This window comes from Bradyrhizobium sp. USDA 4354, assembly GCF_054060315.1.
Window position 1 is genome coordinate 379,237 of the sequence record NZ_JBSSDC010000001.1, and the last position, 14,869, is coordinate 394,105.

Here is a 14,869-nt window from a genome sequence, read left to right on the forward strand (position 1 = left end):
GCCGGACCGGCTGTTCGCCCGGTCCCGACCGCCCTAGACTGTCAGCCCTTCCGAAAGAGGATTGCCATGCGCCGAACCGCCCTCGCCTCCCTGCTCGCCGCAACCACCGCCCTGACGCTGGCTTTCACGATGCCGTCCCGGGCCGCGGAGGATGCGGTCGTGATCCCCGCCCCCGCACTGGACGCGGCGCCCGCGAGCAGCATCCAGACCGCCGTGGTCGCCGGCGGCTGCTTCTGGGGCGTGCAGGGCGTCTTCCAGCACACCGCAGGCGTCGTCAACGCCGTCTCCGGCTATGCCGGCGGCACCAAGGCGACCGCCGACTACCAGACCGTCTCGAGCGGCCGCACCGGCCACGCGGAATCGGTCGAGATCAAGTACGACCCGAAGAAGATCTCCTATGGCAAGATCCTCCAGATCTATTTCTCGGTGGTGCACGACCCGACCCAGCTCAATCGCCAGGGTCCCGACGTCGGCCCGCAATATCGCTCGGCCATCTTCACCACGTCCGACGAGCAGAAGAAGGTGGCGGAGGCCTATATCGCCCAGCTCAACGGCGCCAAGGTCTTCAACAAGCCGATCGTGACCAAGATCGGCGCGCTCGAGGCATTCTACCCGGCAGAAGCCTATCACCAGGACTATCTGACGCTGCACCCGAACCAGCCCTACATCGCCTATAACGACATCCCGAAGGTCCAGAACCTGAAAAAGCTGTTCGCGGATAATTACATCGAGAAGCCGACGCTGGTGAATGCCAGCAAGGCCACCAACTGATCGCGACATCACCGAAAACAAAATCACTGAAGAAACGGGAGACCCATGCCCGACACCAAGGCGAAAACCACCGACGACAAGGTCATCAAGAGCGAAGAGCAGTGGCGGCGCGAGCTGACGCCGATGCAGTACGCCGTGCTGCGCGAGAAGGCGACCGAGCGTCCCTTCTCAGGCGAATATGAGCATGAGGAGCGCGCCGGCACCTATGTCTGCGCCGGCTGCGGCAATGTGCTGTTCGAGTCGGATGCCAAGTTCGATTCCGGCTGTGGCTGGCCGAGCTTCACCCAGCCCACGGTCGAGAGCCATATCGACGAGGAGCGGGATACGAGTCACGGTATGATCCGCACCGAAGTGCTCTGCTCCAAGTGCAGCGGCCATCTCGGCCATGTCTTCCCCGACGGCCCCGGGCCGACCGGTCTGCGCTACTGCATCAACTCGGCGGCGCTGAAGCTGGAGCCGAAATAAACAGCGCACGCCCGCGGGTTCCCCCATGGAACCCGGGGGCGTGATGTGCTTTTCTCCTCTGGCGGTGCGGCCGATCATCGCATTTCGGCGGCCGCCAGGGAGGATGCCATGACGCTTGGGACCATCCTGATCATCCTGGTGATCATCTATCTGGTCGGCGGCCTGTCCGGCCGGTTCGGCGGCTACGGCTATGGCCTGGGCCATTCCGGCATGGGCATCGGCGGGGTCGTGCTCGTGGTGCTGATCGTGCTGCTGCTTCTTGGCAAGATGTAAGCAATTTAACTATTTGATATTACTTGATTTATTTCAGTAGCGGAGCTGCCATGCGCGGATTCATCATCTCGCATCGCGGGGGTCGCATTTCTGTCAAATCGGCCTATATTAGTGGACGAAAATGACATGCGGCGGGCCCGCTTGATTGCGGCCCCTGCCCTCCCCAACCCCACGCGCTTAAAGCCCCAGAGAAGATCACGAGGTCTTTGACCATGCGTCCACTGCGTCCGTTCAACTTCAACACTTCCGCCGAACTCTTCCCCGCCGCGATCCGCAAAAAGAAGCGTGCGGGCTTCACCTATCGGCGGTTCGGCACTGCGGCCGAGGCCGTGCAGTTCGCGATGGAGCAGTTGCCGACGGACTCGCTGAACGGCGCCTATCTTCAGGTCGAGGAAGCGCGCTTCGACCAGAACGGCATCCGCTCGCTGTACGAGAGCGATGCCTTCCCGCTGCCCCGTCGGCCCAAGCCGGCTCCGGCCGCGGAGACCGACGCCGACGCGGCGTAAGCTTTTCGCAAGCCTCCGATATGCGCAGAAAGCGCGATGGCCGAAGGTCATCGCGCTTTCTGCGTTTGCGACCCTCGTGCTCCGGACGCGCCATCAGCGCGTTTACGCGCGTCTTCGACGCGCTATGGCAGCGCTCCTTCAGCGGTGCGCTGCAGAGCCGGGGCCCACGGATCGACATCCCCCGTGGTTCCTGGGTCCCGGCTCTGCGGCGCCGCGCTTACGCGCCGCACCTTGTCCGGGACACGCGAGAGCAAGGCGGAGGAATTTAAAGAGACACTACATCCGCGGCTGCTTTTCCAGCCAGCGGCGCAGGAGACGCACGTTGCGCATGTTGGCGCGGAACATGACGTCGAAGGCGTCGCCCGCGAACGGCACCAAGCCGACCACGCCGTCGAGCGCGACATTGCCGAGCATGCGCGCGGTGATGTGCCAGGGCGCCCCCAGCGTGCGGGCCTCGCGCACCAACCACAGCGAGATCGCGGTGGTGACGATGTCGCCGACGACGGGGATCAGGCCGATCAGCCCGTCGATGCCGTAGCGGATGTTGGTGCCGGGCAGGATGAAGGCGACGTCGAGCAGCTTTGCTATCGCCTCGAGGCGCGCGATCCGCTGCTCGCGCGTCAGATTGCCGAACGGGCTCGCTTGCCCGAACTCGAAGCGAAACTCACGAAAGCCCTGCTCCAGGGTTTCCGGCCTGATCTCGTGGCCTTCCTGGTCGATGATCGGCCCGCGCGCCTCGTTGCGAGAAAAGGTCGCGCGCGAGCTGCTGCCCGTACGGGATTTGCGCGGAGCAAGGATATCGTCCTCGGACATGATCATGGCCTTCGGTGAACGCGCCAGCGCGGCGGAGGTTGCTGCCGCGATCGAACGCCGCGCGTCAGGTCGGCGCCGCCGCCGCTTGCGGCTCCTCGATATAGCGATGCACGAGCCAGGATGAAATCACCGCCGGCACGAACCCGACGAGGCCATACAGGATGAACTGCACCGCGCCCGAATCCGGTCCGCGCGAGCTGTAGGTGAGCGAGGCCAGAACAAAGGCGAACAGGCCGACCAGGAGCATCCGCAAACCCGGGCCGATCCGGCGGATGTGGATCAGGATGTCGTCGACCGCGCCGATCATCAGCGCGGGCAGGAAGCCGAACAGATAGCTGTATTGCAGGGTCTTGAAGAACACCGCGAACAGCTTGCCGACCTCGCCGAGATTGGTCTGGGCCCAATAGCCGGACTGGTAGGTCGTCGTCAGCAGCAGCAGGAACCCGCCGACGAACGGGCCGACCAGCGCAAACACCAGATAGCGTTTCATCAAACAACCCTCACACTTCGCCAGTGTTATAGCAGCGCAGCGGGAACCTTGAACAGCCGGGGCGCGGGGCTGCCTCTGGGGAACAAGTGGCAGGGCGACGAGTTCAGACAGGACCACAATTATCCCTGTCGGATTGGAGCGGCCGATGGCCCGCAAAGTTCTCCTGGCCAAATTTCTCCTGGCGACGATCGCGCTGGCGGCCCTGAGCGGCCTGTCGGAGACGCCCGCTGTTGCGCAAGGCCATAAGGGCACGCAGCAGGAGCAGCAGGCCTGCTCGCGCGACGCGTCGCGCTTCTGCCGCAAGGATCTCGGCAATGACGGCGCGGTGCAGAGCTGCCTGCAAGCCAACCGGTCCAGATTGTCGCGCGCTTGCAGCAAGGTGTTTCAGAGCCACGGCATGTGAGGATCGGCCCCAGAGGAGATCGGAGATGTCAGACATGCTGCGCGACGAACAACTCTCGATCCTTAGGGACATCAGCCAGTCGGTCGCCTTCGCCGACGACCGTCAGGGCAAGATCGGCGAGCTGATCGCAGGCGGCTATGTGATGAAGGACGGCGATCTGTTCGAGCTCACCCCGAAGGGCGTCACGGCGGTCGAGGAACATGCCGCTTCGCTCGGTGCTGGTGACCCGGAACAAGCGAGCGCATCGCCCGACCGACTGATCTGATCACGTAGCGCCGCTTGCGGCGTGACTCGCGCGCAACAATTGCGAATTCCTTTGCGCTGACCATTGCAGGTCCGTGACAATGGCGCATACTTCGCTCGGGCGGCGCAGCACTTTCGATTCGACATCACAAGTAATCGAGCGACCACATGCGGGATCGAGGTCCCGGCGTGGAGGCTGTGACATGCGGCAAATCAAGCCGCGTGCGGCGCCCCAAAATCAAGTGGCTCAACCCACGGAACTCGGGGACGCATCCTTCATGACGCGCTATCAGACCATCACCTCTCTCTTCGCACTCGCCACCACCTTCGCACTCCAGACATCACCCAGTCTCGCCTTCTCGCAAGAAGCCCAGCAGATGTGCTCGGGCGATGCGATGCGGCTGTGCTCCAGTGAGATTCCGGATATCCCGCGGATCACCGCCTGCATGGTGCGGAACAAGGCCCATGTCAGCCCCGGCTGTCGCGCCGTGATGGACCGCCAGCACGCAGCCGCAGCGGCAGCCCGCAAGCGAGAAGCGGCGGCGCAGTAGCGCGGTTCTAATTTCGATTGGGCCGCTGCCAGCGAGATCGCTTGCTTCACCTCTCCCGTAGGGAGAGGTGAAGAGCTCAATCGCCCCACTGGGCGAAGGCGTCGTTGAAGGCGCGCTCCCCGGGGGCGCCCTTCTCGATGGCGATGATGGCGCGGCGCTGGTTGGCGTAGACCAGCGGCACGTCGAACCAGGAGCGCTCCTTCAGGAGCTGCACGTTGCGGGCGCGGTCGGCATCGACATTGGAGAGGCCGACCAGGAAGAAGCCGTCGGTGACCTTGACCGCGAGGCCGGCGAGCGGCGTGCCGCGCGCCTGCTCGTTCGACTTCATCAGGATGCCCGGCACGTTGGAGACGCTGCCGCCGGGAAAATCCGGCGGCAGGATGAAGGTCAGCTCCGCGGTGTGGCTCGCCGGCAGCGAGGAGTCGGTGTTGCGGCGGAACGACATCGTCATCTTGAACTTGCGGTCGGGGATCTCGATGTCGGCGCGCACGGCGACGTCGGCCTTCTGGTTGCCCGAGGCCTTGATCGGCTCGAGCCGCCACACCACCGAGCCGACAAACTGCTTGCCCTTGGGATCGGACGGATCCTCGTCGTAGAGCACTACCTTCTGCGCCACCGGCGCGACCGGTTGATCGCTGGCCGAGGGCTGGCCGACGCGATCGGGAATCTTCGGCTTGCTCTGCGGCTGCGACGGATCCTTCGGCGCCTCCACCACCTGTGTCGCGGACGGCTTGAGAAAGCCGTTGACGGTCTGGACCAGCTGCTTGCCCCAGAGAATGCCGGCGCCGACCAGGATCAGCACGATGCCGACGGCGATCGCGCTCTTGAACGGAAACGCCGAGCCGGTGCGAGCACGCTTCTTCGCGTCGCGGTCGGGCGCGACGCGCGAACGCGGCGACGGCGGCGCGTAGCGCTCGGCCTCCTCGATCGATTCGTCGTAGGAATAGGGCGCCTCGGACTCGCCGGCGCGGTTTTCCAGGTTCGGCTCCAGCCGGTCGAATTCCGGCGAGGGCGAGGGCACGTTGGCATAGGTGCGGCGCGCGGCGCGGCTGGCCTGCGCGGCAGCGCCGCCGAGATCATTGGCGTCGGCCGTGATGTCGCGGAAGCCGCGCACGCCGGGGGACGGCGGCAGCGGCGGCGGAGGTCCGACGTCGGGCGGACGCCGCGCAGCTTGGCGATCGCGCCCGGCCGGCGGCTCCGGCGGCGGCGGCGGGGCGGAGGGCCCTCCCTGGCGCGGGGCGTCGAAACGGGGAGCGCGCGGCGGGCGCGGGGCCTCGCCCTGGTCGTCGACATTGAAGGACGGGCGGTCGGCCCGTGGCGGCGTCGGGGCCGGACGCGTGCGCGGCGGCGCCGCAGCCGGGGTGGGCTCGGTGGCACGGGCGCTGGCGCGGCGGAAGGCATCGCCACTGCCGCCGGAGCGGGTGCCGCCACCGGGGCGCGAGGCCTCGCGGGCACGCTGGGCGGCTTCCGATTCGACCTTGCGGACAGCCTCTTCCAGCGACAGCCGTTCGCGCGTGATCTCGGATTCGGAGAGCGGTGGCTGCACGCTGCGCAGCTGCGCGATCAGGGCCGTGCGCGCCCGCTCATAGAGCGCGCGACGGCTTTCGCCGGGAGCGTTGGGGTCCAGGGCGGCAATAGCGCGGGCGATCAGCGGGTAGTAATCAGCCATTTCTACTCAACTATACGCGCGTCCCGGTAAGATAGCGTTAAGCTTCAAACGGATTTTGCACCAGGATAGTATCTTCGCGTTCCGGGCTGGTGGAAAGCAGCGCGACCGGGCACCCCACCAATTCCTCGATCCGCCGGACATATTTGATGGCCTGGGCCGGCAGGTCGGCCCAGGACCGCGCGCTGGCGGTCGGCTCCTTCCAGCCTTCGATGGTCTCGTAGATCGGCTCGACCCGGGCCTGGGCGCCCTCGCCGGCCGGGAAATGGTCGATCTCCTTGCCGTCGAGCTTGTAGCCGGTGCAGACCTCGATCGAATCGAAGCCGTCGAGGATGTCGAGCTTGGTCAGCGCGAGGCCATTGATGCCGCAGGTTCGGACCGCCTGACGGACCAGCACGGCGTCGAACCAGCCACAGCGGCGCGGACGGCCGGTATTGGTGCCGAACTCGCGGCCGCGCTCGCCGATCTTGCGGCCGATCTCGTTGTCCTGCTCGGTCGGGAACGGGCCCTGGCCGACGCGGGTCGTGTAGGCCTTGCACAGGCCGAGCACGTAGCCGACCGCGCCGGGCCCGAGGCCGGCGCCGGTCGCGGCCTGCGCCGCCACCGTGTTGGACGAGGTGACGTAAGGATAAGTGCCGTGATCGACGTCGAGCAGCGCGCCTTGTGCGCCCTCGAACAACATGCGCTTGCCGGCGCGCCGCTCGATGTCGAGCAGCCGCCAGACCGTCTCGGCATAGGGCAGCAGCTGCGGCGCCAGCGCGGTCAGCTCTTTTACGATCTCCTTGCCGTCGAACTCCGGCAGATTGAGGCCGCGGCGCAGTGCATTGTGGTGAGCCAGAAGCCGGTCGATCTTGTGCGGGAGCGTATCGAGGTCGGCGAGGTCCATCAGACGGATGGCGCGGCGGCCGACCTTGTCCTCATAGGCAGGCCCGATGCCGCGGCGGGTGGTGCCAATCGCGGTCGCGGCGCTGGCGGATTCGCGGTGCGCATCGAGCTCGCGATGCAGCGGCAGGATCAGCGTGACGTTCTCGGCGATGCGCAAATTGTCCGGAGAGACCGCGACCCCCTGCGCCCTGAGCTTGGTGACCTCGTCGAGGAAGGCGGCGGGATCGAACACGACGCCATTGCCGATCACCGACAGCTTGCCCTCGCGCAGCACGCCGGATGGCAGGAGCGCGAGCTTGTAGGTCTTGCCGTTGATCACCAGCGTGTGGCCGGCGTTATGACCGCCCTGGAAGCGGACGACGATATCCGCCTGCTCCGACAACCAGTCGACGATCTTGCCCTTCCCTTCGTCGCCCCACTGGGCGCCGACGACGACAACATTGGCCATGCGCGGGTAATCCTTCGAAGATTTCTTTTGTAAGTGGCATGATCCGAACGGAAAACGGGGTACCCACTTTTCCTAAGATCATGCCTGCCCAGCCCAATTCCCGGCCGAGGCCGTTCGCACGCGAGGCAGCCCAACCGGATAAAGGAAGCGGCCGTTCTAGGCAAGCAAGAACGGGGCTTTTTTCGGGCCCAGCGCGCACTCCAAGCCTTTGATATCCCCGGAAAATCCCGAAACCTTCGCTACGGGCGCAATGGCTTCGACCAAAGCGTGAGAGGCCGCCTTCGCCGCTAGCATGGTCGCGATGCGTCCGCGCCCCGTTGATGCAACCTCGATTTCCGTGTCTTTGGACGGTGCCGGGTGATCAGCCGGCCCGGATCTCGCCGGGCCGGAGGGCTCGGCGTACTCCACGCGGAGCCCGCATCATCACAATGTCCGCCACCGGCCAGACCACGAGCGCGGAAACATCCGGCCACAGCTGGATCGCCAACCAGCCATATCTGCTGCTCAGCATCACCGCGCTGTGCTGGGCCGGCAACGCCATCGTCGGGCGGCTCGCCGCCGGCCACATTCCGCCGGTCACCCTGTCGTTCCTGCGCTGGTTCTTCGCCTTCCTGCTGGTGCTGCCGTTCGCCTGGAAGCACCTCGTGCAGGACTGGCCGGCCATCCGCGGCAAGCTCGGCCTGATGGTCACGCTCTCGGTCACCGGCATCGGCGCCTTCAACACGCTGCAATATTGGGCGCTGGAGCATACCCAGGCACTCAACACGCTGCTGCTGCAGTCGGCCGCGCCGCTGCTCGTGGCGCTGTGGTCACTGGTCATCCTCGGCATCCGGCTCACCGCCGCGCAGGCCTTCGGCGTGCTGCTGTCGATGTGCGGCGTGCTGACCATCCTGCTGCACGGCGATTTCACCACGCTGTCGAGCATCGACTTCAACAAGGGCGACCTGATCTTCCTCCTCGCGCTCTTGATCTTCGCGCTCTATTCGGTGCTGTCACTGAAGCGGCCGCCGATGCACGGCCTCTCGTTCCTCGCCTTCACCTTCGGCTGCGGCGCCGCCTGTCTCATTCCGCTGGAGGTCTGGGAACTGTCTGCCCGCCCGGTCATGAGGCTCGACGGGCCGAACATCTTGAGCCTGTTCTACGTCGCCGTTTTCCCATCGGCGCTCGCCTATCTCTGCTTCAATCGCGGCGTGCGCCTGATCGGCGCCAATCGCGCCGCGCCGTTCTTCCACGTCGTGCCGGTGTTCGGCTCGATCATGGCGATGGCATTTCTGGGCGAACACCCGCAGGCGTTCCACTTCATCGGCTTTGCATTGGTGCTGGCCGGCGTGTTCGCGGCATCGCGGAAGCAGTCGGGTTAGCCACGAACTTCATCCACGCACGCCGCTGCCAGTTCACCCTCCCCTGGAGGGTAGGGCTATCGCATGTGGCCAAGAAGCTCGAAGAGAAAGGCATCGTTCCATCCGGCGCGCTTAAGCTTGAGGCGCAAGGAGGTGGTTGTATCGGGATGGGCTCTGGCGACATTGAGGGCAAGACGCCGGAGTACGGCAAGGTTGGCCGGGGCGTTGTCCTTGCGGTTGCGGGCCAGATCCTCGTCGAGGACGACGTCGAGCGGCCAATGCAGGCCGTTTTCGATGGTCCAGTGAGTACGGACGATACGCAGAACATCCTTGGAGCTGTAGGCTTGGCTCATCAGGAAGAAGCGCTCGATGGCCTTGTCTTTGCCGCGCTTGCTGGTGATCCTGGCCACGGCCTTGATCCCGGGAAAGTCGTGCTTTTGCGCCATGTCCTTGACCGGTGCGACAACGGCAGTGCGCCTTTCCTTGCGCCCGTGATCGGCATCGGTGGTTGTGGTCGCTCTGGTTCCCTTGCGCGTTGCGGCACCGATGGCAGCCTTGGCGTCGGCCAACAGCGCCGGCTGGTTCTCCTTCACCGCCAGCACGTAATCGCCGCGCCGTGCCACAATCGCTTTGGCCATGCCGCGATGGCAATGCAGCGCATCGGTCGTCACCACGCAGCCTTTGAGCTGCAGAAGTTCGATCAACTGCAACGCGCCGGCAGCTTCGTTGTTGTTCGGCGCCTGCACGTTGGCCAGCGCCATGCGGGTCTGCGCCGCCCAAGCGGTCACCATGACGGGCGGCATATGGCTCTTGCCGCGCTCGTAGCCGCGCCGCAGCGCTTTGCCGTCGAGCGCGATCACTCCCCTCGGTTGTTTGATCTTCGCGCCTTCCGCAAAGGCCTTCATGAAGCGCTGGAAGGCTTTCTCGAACGCTGCCGGATCGAGCATGCGGAACACGCGGCTGAACGTGTCGTGGCTCGGCAGACCATGCTCGAGCACCAGCACACCCTCCCAAAGATAGGCCTTCATCCGCGCAAACAGCGCCATGTCGGTGCAACTCGTTGCCCCACACAGCGTCGCCATCAACGCAATGAACAAAATCTCCGTCAGATCGTGCAGCGCATTGTCCGCGCGCGGGTCCGGCAATTCCTCGAAGCACTCCGCAAATCGGTTCATCGGCCGCTCCATCCGAATCAGGAGCTACCTTCAGAATCAATTTCTCGCCGCTTCGCAATGACTTACAGAATCCCACATGCGATTCCCCTGCCCTCCAGGGGAGGGTAAGAAAGAGCGCTCGCTACTTCGGCCTGAACTTGCTGTAGGCCTCGTTCGTGGCGATGATGACGTGCTCGGCGCAGCCGTTGACGCGATGCGGGTCGGCTTCGCGCTCGTAGGCTTCCGACGTCATCATGTCGAGAAAGGCCGCGACGGACGGGTAATAGACCAGCGCGACGAAGTCCCAGTGGTTACCCTGATGTGGGCCGAGCGCGACCGCCTTCGCTTCGCCGGTCCAGAGCAGCGTGCCGCCGCGCGCCCTGATCATCGGCACCGTGATCGCGCTGTAGCGCAGATACGCATCCCAGCCCGAGCCATCGCCGTCGCGCGAGCGCGCGTGGAAGCGCATCAGGTTCAGCATCACCACCGGCGCATTCGGATCGAGCCGCTCCAGGCCCTCGATGTTCAACATATTGACCGCCAATGGCGCCTCCTTGGGTCATACCTGCATTGTAGCATTGCGGCCCTGTGACTTGTGTCATCACGGCAATCCGGCGAAAGCTTGCATGCAACGCCCATGACGATCGCTTCGCCCGCGCCACCGGCCGCCAATCCGGCCGGCTGGCTCAACAACCAGCCTTATCTGCTGCTCAGCCTGACCTCGCTGTTCTGGGCCGGCAACATCGTGCTTGCGCGCCATGTCGGCGCGCATGTGCCGCCGCTGACGGTGACCACGATCCGTTGGTTCGGCGTGTTCCTGATCCTGTTGCCGTTCGCCTGGCCGCATCTGAAGCGCGACTGGCCGGCGTTGCGGAGCAGCCTGCCGCTGATGCTGTTCCTGTCGCTGGTCGGCTTTGCCTTCAACAACGCGATCTCGTACTGGGCGATGCAATACACCGAGGCGCTGAACGCGCTTCTGATCCAGTCGGCAGGTCCGCTGTTCGTGGCGCTGTGGTCACTGGTGCTGTTCGGCGTCCGGCTGACCGGCGCGCAGCTCGGCGGCATCGCGATCTCGCTGCTCGGCGTGCTGATCATCATCCTGCGCGGCGATCTCGCCGCGCTCGCGAGCATCAGCTTCAACAGGGGCGACATCATGTTCGCCTCCTCGCTGGTGGCGTTCGGCATTTACTCCGCCTTCATCCCGCGGCGGCCGAAGATCCATCAGCTCTCGTTCCTGTCCTTCACCACCTGCTGCGGCGCGACGATGCTGCTGCCGACGGCGATCTGGGAGGCGGCAAGCGGCCGCGTGCTGCAATTCGACGCAATAACGCTGGCAACGCTGGGCTACATCCTGATCTTTCCCTCCACCCTCGCCTATCTCTTCTTCAATCGCGGCGTGGCGCTGATCGGGCCGAACCGGGCGGCGCCGTTCTTCCATCTGGTGCCGGTGTTCGGCTCGGCGATGGCGATCCTGCTGCTGGGTGAAAAGCTCCAGCCGTTCCACCTGATCGGCTACGCGCTGGTGCTCGCCGGCGTCGTGCTTGCATCGCGCCAGGGCTCGGCGGTGAAGTAATTCCGTAGCGCGGATCAAGCGGCGGATGTCGTGTCCCGGACAAGATGCAGCGCGCAAGCGGTGCATCGCAGAGCCGGGACCCAGTGTGCCGGAAAGGTGGGCCCCGGTTCGGCAGCGCATCACTGCGTGCTGCGCTGCGCCCGGGGCACGAGAGTGGGCGACAAACTCACGTCTTCCGATTTTGACGAAGAGAAGCTAGGTTCCCCGCCAACGAAAAAGAGGGAACGACCAGACATGATTTCAGCGTTGATTCGAAACCTGCGGACCGTCGGCGCGGCCGCACTTTGCCTCACTGCGGCATCCACCGCTCAGGCCGACAACTATCCCAGCCGCAACATCACGCTGGTGCTGCCGTTCGCGGCCGGCAGCGGCACCGACACCACGACCCGGCTGATCTCGCAGCATCTGTCGCAGGCGCTCGGCGTCGGTATCGTCATCGAGAACAAGGCGGGCGCCAACGGCATGCTCGCCGCGAGCTATGTCGCGAAGGCCGCCCCCGATGGCTACACGCTGCTGGTGACGACCAACACCACGCATTCGGCCAATCCCTATCTGCTCAAGAGCCTCACCTACGATCCGGTCAAGGATTTCACTCCGATCGCCCGCACCGGCGATCTGCCCTTCATGCTGGTCATCAATCCGGAAGTGCCGGCCAAGTCCGTCGCCGAGCTCGTCGCTTACGGCAAGGCCAATCCGGGCAAGCTGAGCTACGCCTCGGGCTCGTCCTCGGCGATCGTGTCGGGTGCGACCTTCGCGCACAATGCCGGGCTCGACCTCTTGCACGTGCCCTACAAGAGCTCGCCGCCGGCGCTCAACGACGTCATGGGCGGCCGCGTCTCGATGATGTTCGTCGATATCCTGACCGGCCTGCCGCACGTCAACGGCAACGCCCTGCGCGCGCTTGCCGTCACCACCAAGGACCGCTCGCCGCTGGTGCCGCACCTGCCCTCGATGCAGGAGGCGGGCGTGCCGGATTTCGACATCTCGTCGTGGCAGGGCTATTTCGGCCCCGCCGGCATGCCGAAGGAGATCGTGACGCGGCTCAACGCCGAGATCAGGAAGATCGTCGAGAATCCAGAGATCAAGGCCAAGCTCGCCACACTCGGCATGGACGCCTTCTCCGGCACGCCGGAGCAGCTCGGCACTTTCGTGAACGAGCAGCTGGTGCTGTGGGAGAAGCTGATCACCAACGCGAAGATCGAGAAGCAGTAGGGCGGGCCCCCGTGTCCCGGACAAGATGCAGCGCGCCAGCGATGCATCGTAGAGCCGGGACCCAGACTGCCACAAGCATGGGCCCCGGCTCAGCAGCGCATCGCTGACTGGACGATGCTTCGCATCGCCAGGAAAGCGCTGCGCTGCGTCCGGGGCACGGGACCTGCTGTTCTATCGCAAGCCGCTACGCCGCGCGGACCTTGGCGAGGAAGCCATCCACTGCGCTGCGCAACGCGCCGGACTGGTTGTCCAGCTCGCGGGCGTTGGAGAGCACGTCGGTGGCTGCACTGCCGGTCGCTTCCGCGGCCGAGGTGACGCTGCCGATATGGGCGTTGATTTCGCTCGAGCCGGCCGCGACCGACTGGATGTTGCGCGCGATCTCGCGCGTCGCCTCGCCCTGCTGCTCGATCGACGCGGAAATGCCCGCGGTGATCTCGCTCATCTCGGCGATCGTCTGGGTGATGCCGGAGATGGCGGCGACCGCGTCGCTGGTCGAGGTCTGCATTGCCGCGACCTGGGCCGAGATCTCCTCAGTCGCCTTGGCGGTCTGGTTGGCGAGCGCCTTGACCTCGGAGGCGACCACGGCGAAGCCGCGACCGGACTCGCCGGCGCGGGCCGCTTCGATGGTGGCGTTGAGCGCGAGCAGGTTGGTCTGCGCCGCGATCGAGTGGATCAGCTTGACGACCTCGCCGATCTTCTCGGCGCCGGAGGAGAGCACCTGGACGGTGGCGTTGGTACGCTCGGCATCGTTGACGGCGCGGCTCGCCACTTCGGTCGAGCGCGTGACCTGGCGGGAGATTTCCGCGACCGAGCTCGACAGCTCTTCGGCCGCCGCCGCGACCGTGCCGACATTGCCGGAAGCCTTTTGCGAGGCAGCGCCGACCGTCGCCGCGCGCGACGAGGCGTCACTGGCGGTTGCGGTCATCGACTGCGCCGTCGTTTGCATGCCGGCCGCGGCCGAGGAGACCGAGCGGACGATGCCGTTGACGCTGCGTTCGAAGTCGTTGGCGATCTCGACCATCGCACTGCGACGTTCCGCCGCGGCGCGTCCCTGGGCATCGGCTTCGGTCTTCTCGAGGTCGCGGATACGGACCGCGTTGTCCTTGAAGATCTGCACCGTAGCGGCCATTGCGCCGACCTCGTCGCCGCGGCCGACGCCCGGAATGTCGCCTTCGAGCTTGCCGTCGGCGAGGTCCTTCATGCGGCCGCCGAGCAGCGCCAGCGGGCGGCTGATGCCGCGGCCGATCAGCCAGGCAACGCCGCCGGCGACAATGAAGATGCCGAGCATGGCAAGGCCAAGTAGCCAGTAGACCGGGCCCATCTTCTCGTCGATGTCCTCGAGATAGGCGCCGGTGCCGAGATACATCTCGAAGCCGGGCACCGCGACGGCGTAGCCGAGCTTACGGATCGGCTTGGCCTGGCCGGGCTTCATATATTCGTAGAACAGCAGGATCTCGCCGTTCGCCTTCACACCGTCCATGATCTCGCGGGACAGCTTCCGGCCGTTCGTCTCCACGTCCATGCGGTTGGCGCCGATCACCTTCGGATCGGGCGCAAGCTGCGTGATGCCGTCGTAGGTGGTGCCGAACAGATAGCCGGAGCCCTTGTCGTAGGTCATCGCATTGCCGTAGCGGCGCAGCTCGGCGAGCGCGGCATCCTTTGTCATCTCGCCGGCATTGACCCGCTTCACCAACGTGGCGGCGTAGTTGCGGGCCAGCTCGACGATTGCCTTGGTCTGGTCGATGCGCGCATTCACCATCTCGCGCTTCATCAGATAGCCGGCGAGAACACCGGAGACGCACAAGCCTAACAAAGTGACGCCGACAAGAATGCCCAGCTTGGGCGCGATCTTCAGATTGCTCAACTTCACAGGTTAGCTCCGGCAATGATGGGACACGGGCACGCGACCACCAGATCGATCAAAATCGAATCAATTTTTAGTGGGGGAGCCCTTAGCAAGTTACTTACGTGCCTCCGTAGAAGCCCGGACCGCGCACGGAAAAACGGAAATATACCGCGTTCACGACAACTGGGAATTGTACGCACCCGCCCCGATTTCGCGTAAAAGACGCAAAG

The 14,869-nt window shown here is 65.2% G+C and carries 17 protein-coding genes; 10 read left to right on the forward strand and 7 right to left on the reverse strand.

Annotated elements, in window-relative coordinates:
• Positions 1 to 66 precede the first annotated feature (66 nt).
• The 4 genes from msrA (at position 67) to ACVIIV_RS01840 (ending at position 2,015) form a co-directional block, all read left to right on the forward strand.
• The gene (gene msrA / locus ACVIIV_RS01825; protein WP_456742644.1) at positions 67 to 771 is read left to right on the forward strand and encodes a peptide-methionine (S)-S-oxide reductase MsrA; all 705 of its coding nucleotides are present in this window, start codon (positions 67 to 69) and stop codon (positions 769 to 771) included.
• Positions 772 to 816: 45 nt separating this feature from the next.
• Positions 817 to 1,236 carry a peptide-methionine (R)-S-oxide reductase MsrB gene (msrB, locus tag ACVIIV_RS01830; RefSeq protein ID WP_456742645.1) on the forward strand — a complete coding sequence of 140 codons (420 nt, stop codon included), beginning with the start codon at positions 817 to 819 and terminating at the stop codon, positions 1,234 to 1,236.
• A gap of 108 nt (positions 1,237 to 1,344) precedes the next feature.
• The gene (locus tag ACVIIV_RS01835) at positions 1,345 to 1,509 is read left to right on the forward strand and encodes a DUF3309 family protein (protein WP_456742646.1); all 165 of its coding nucleotides are present in this window, start codon (positions 1,345 to 1,347) and stop codon (positions 1,507 to 1,509) included.
• A gap of 212 nt (positions 1,510 to 1,721) precedes the next feature.
• Positions 1,722 to 2,015: a hypothetical protein gene (locus ACVIIV_RS01840; protein WP_024337713.1), complete on the forward strand. Its 294-nt coding sequence runs from the start codon at positions 1,722 to 1,724 to the stop codon at positions 2,013 to 2,015.
• A gap of 276 nt (positions 2,016 to 2,291) precedes the next feature.
• Here ACVIIV_RS01840 and ACVIIV_RS01845 read toward each other — a convergent pair whose 3' ends face one another.
• Together ACVIIV_RS01845 and ACVIIV_RS01850 are read right to left on the reverse strand one after the other, a co-directional pair.
• Positions 2,292 to 2,834 carry a DUF4112 domain-containing protein gene (locus ACVIIV_RS01845; RefSeq protein WP_456742647.1) on the reverse strand — a complete coding sequence of 181 codons (543 nt, stop codon included), beginning with the start codon at positions 2,832 to 2,834 and terminating at the stop codon, positions 2,292 to 2,294.
• A gap of 58 nt (positions 2,835 to 2,892) precedes the next feature.
• Positions 2,893 to 3,318 carry a DUF5413 family protein gene (locus ACVIIV_RS01850; RefSeq protein WP_456742648.1) on the reverse strand — a complete coding sequence of 142 codons (426 nt, stop codon included), beginning with the start codon at positions 3,316 to 3,318 and terminating at the stop codon, positions 2,893 to 2,895.
• Positions 3,319 to 3,463: 145 nt separating this feature from the next.
• On the opposite strand from ACVIIV_RS01850, the gene ACVIIV_RS01855 reads away from it, so the two are divergent.
• The 3 genes from ACVIIV_RS01855 (at position 3,464) to ACVIIV_RS01865 (ending at position 4,515) form a co-directional block, all read left to right on the forward strand.
• A complete protein-coding gene (locus tag ACVIIV_RS01855) occupies positions 3,464 to 3,721 on the forward strand; it encodes a hypothetical protein (protein WP_456742649.1) in 258 nt (85 codons plus the stop codon).
• Between the two features lie 25 nt (positions 3,722 to 3,746).
• The gene (locus tag ACVIIV_RS01860) at positions 3,747 to 3,986 is read left to right on the forward strand and encodes a hypothetical protein (protein ID WP_456742650.1); all 240 of its coding nucleotides are present in this window, start codon (positions 3,747 to 3,749) and stop codon (positions 3,984 to 3,986) included.
• A gap of 256 nt (positions 3,987 to 4,242) precedes the next feature.
• Positions 4,243 to 4,515: a hypothetical protein gene (locus ACVIIV_RS01865; RefSeq protein ID WP_456742651.1), complete on the forward strand. Its 273-nt coding sequence runs from the start codon at positions 4,243 to 4,245 to the stop codon at positions 4,513 to 4,515.
• Between the two features lie 76 nt (positions 4,516 to 4,591).
• On the opposite strand, the gene ACVIIV_RS01870 is transcribed toward ACVIIV_RS01865, so the two are convergent.
• Positions 4,592 to 6,184: a hypothetical protein gene (locus ACVIIV_RS01870; protein ID WP_456742652.1), complete on the reverse strand. Its 1,593-nt coding sequence runs from the start codon at positions 6,182 to 6,184 to the stop codon at positions 4,592 to 4,594.
• A 37-nt stretch (positions 6,185 to 6,221) separates the two neighbouring features.
• Entirely contained in the window at positions 6,222 to 7,514 is a 1,293-nt protein-coding gene (locus ACVIIV_RS01875) for an adenylosuccinate synthase (RefSeq protein ID WP_456742653.1), read from the reverse strand.
• 428 nt (positions 7,515 to 7,942) lie between these two features.
• On the opposite strand from ACVIIV_RS01875, the gene ACVIIV_RS01880 reads away from it, so the two are divergent.
• The gene (locus tag ACVIIV_RS01880; RefSeq protein ID WP_456742654.1) at positions 7,943 to 8,875 is read left to right on the forward strand and encodes a DMT family transporter; all 933 of its coding nucleotides are present in this window, start codon (positions 7,943 to 7,945) and stop codon (positions 8,873 to 8,875) included.
• Positions 8,876 to 8,931: 56 nt separating this feature from the next.
• On the opposite strand, the gene ACVIIV_RS01885 is transcribed toward ACVIIV_RS01880, so the two are convergent.
• Both ACVIIV_RS01885 and ACVIIV_RS01890 read right to left on the reverse strand, forming a co-directional pair.
• The gene (locus ACVIIV_RS01885; protein WP_456742655.1) at positions 8,932 to 10,029 is read right to left on the reverse strand and encodes an ISAs1 family transposase; all 1,098 of its coding nucleotides are present in this window, start codon (positions 10,027 to 10,029) and stop codon (positions 8,932 to 8,934) included.
• A 121-nt stretch (positions 10,030 to 10,150) separates the two neighbouring features.
• Positions 10,151 to 10,540, reverse strand: coding sequence for a DUF1330 domain-containing protein (locus tag ACVIIV_RS01890; protein WP_456748646.1), 390 nt, complete (start codon positions 10,538 to 10,540; stop codon positions 10,151 to 10,153).
• Positions 10,541 to 10,645: 105 nt separating this feature from the next.
• On the opposite strand from ACVIIV_RS01890, the gene ACVIIV_RS01895 reads away from it, so the two are divergent.
• On the forward strand, positions 10,646 to 11,581 hold the full coding sequence (locus ACVIIV_RS01895) for a DMT family transporter (RefSeq protein ID WP_456742656.1): 936 nt from the start codon (positions 10,646 to 10,648) through the stop codon (positions 11,579 to 11,581).
• 234 nt (positions 11,582 to 11,815) lie between these two features.
• The gene (locus tag ACVIIV_RS01900) at positions 11,816 to 12,793 is read left to right on the forward strand and encodes a Bug family tripartite tricarboxylate transporter substrate binding protein (RefSeq protein WP_456742657.1); all 978 of its coding nucleotides are present in this window, start codon (positions 11,816 to 11,818) and stop codon (positions 12,791 to 12,793) included.
• Between the two features lie 184 nt (positions 12,794 to 12,977).
• Here the strand turns inward: ACVIIV_RS01900 and ACVIIV_RS01905 are convergent, their stop codons facing one another.
• The gene (locus ACVIIV_RS01905; RefSeq protein ID WP_456742658.1) at positions 12,978 to 14,663 is read right to left on the reverse strand and encodes a methyl-accepting chemotaxis protein; all 1,686 of its coding nucleotides are present in this window, start codon (positions 14,661 to 14,663) and stop codon (positions 12,978 to 12,980) included.
• Between the last annotated feature and the right edge of the window lie 206 nt (positions 14,664 to 14,869).

Bases quoted from the DNA above. Each gene is read 5' to 3' on its own strand.
- ACVIIV_RS01845 (WP_456742647.1), bottom strand. From the start codon at position 2,834: ATGATCATGTCCGAGGACGATATCCTTGCTCCGCGCAAATCCCGTACG.
- msrB (WP_456742645.1), top strand. From the start codon at position 817: ATGCCCGACACCAAGGCGAAAACCACCGACGACAAGGTCATCAAGAGC.
- ACVIIV_RS01895 (WP_456742656.1), top strand. From the start codon at position 10,646: ATGACGATCGCTTCGCCCGCGCCACCGGCCGCCAATCCGGCCGGCTGG.
- ACVIIV_RS01885 (WP_456742655.1), bottom strand. From the start codon at position 10,029: ATGAACCGATTTGCGGAGTGCTTCGAGGAATTGCCGGACCCGCGCGCG.
- ACVIIV_RS01890 (WP_456748646.1), bottom strand. From the start codon at position 10,540: ATGTTGAACATCGAGGGCCTGGAGCGGCTCGATCCGAATGCGCCGGTG.
- ACVIIV_RS01840 (WP_024337713.1), top strand. From the start codon at position 1,722: ATGCGTCCACTGCGTCCGTTCAACTTCAACACTTCCGCCGAACTCTTC.
- ACVIIV_RS01865 (WP_456742651.1), top strand. From the start codon at position 4,243: ATGACGCGCTATCAGACCATCACCTCTCTCTTCGCACTCGCCACCACC.
- ACVIIV_RS01860 (WP_456742650.1), top strand. From the start codon at position 3,747: ATGTCAGACATGCTGCGCGACGAACAACTCTCGATCCTTAGGGACATC.
- ACVIIV_RS01855 (WP_456742649.1), top strand. From the start codon at position 3,464: ATGGCCCGCAAAGTTCTCCTGGCCAAATTTCTCCTGGCGACGATCGCG.
- ACVIIV_RS01875 (WP_456742653.1), bottom strand. From the start codon at position 7,514: ATGGCCAATGTTGTCGTCGTCGGCGCCCAGTGGGGCGACGAAGGGAAG.
- ACVIIV_RS01900 (WP_456742657.1), top strand. From the start codon at position 11,816: ATGATTTCAGCGTTGATTCGAAACCTGCGGACCGTCGGCGCGGCCGCA.
- msrA (WP_456742644.1), top strand. From the start codon at position 67: ATGCGCCGAACCGCCCTCGCCTCCCTGCTCGCCGCAACCACCGCCCTG.
- ACVIIV_RS01870 (WP_456742652.1), bottom strand. From the start codon at position 6,184: ATGGCTGATTACTACCCGCTGATCGCCCGCGCTATTGCCGCCCTGGAC.
- ACVIIV_RS01850 (WP_456742648.1), bottom strand. From the start codon at position 3,318: ATGAAACGCTATCTGGTGTTTGCGCTGGTCGGCCCGTTCGTCGGCGGG.
- ACVIIV_RS01880 (WP_456742654.1), top strand. From the start codon at position 7,943: ATGTCCGCCACCGGCCAGACCACGAGCGCGGAAACATCCGGCCACAGC.
- ACVIIV_RS01835 (WP_456742646.1), top strand. From the start codon at position 1,345: ATGACGCTTGGGACCATCCTGATCATCCTGGTGATCATCTATCTGGTC.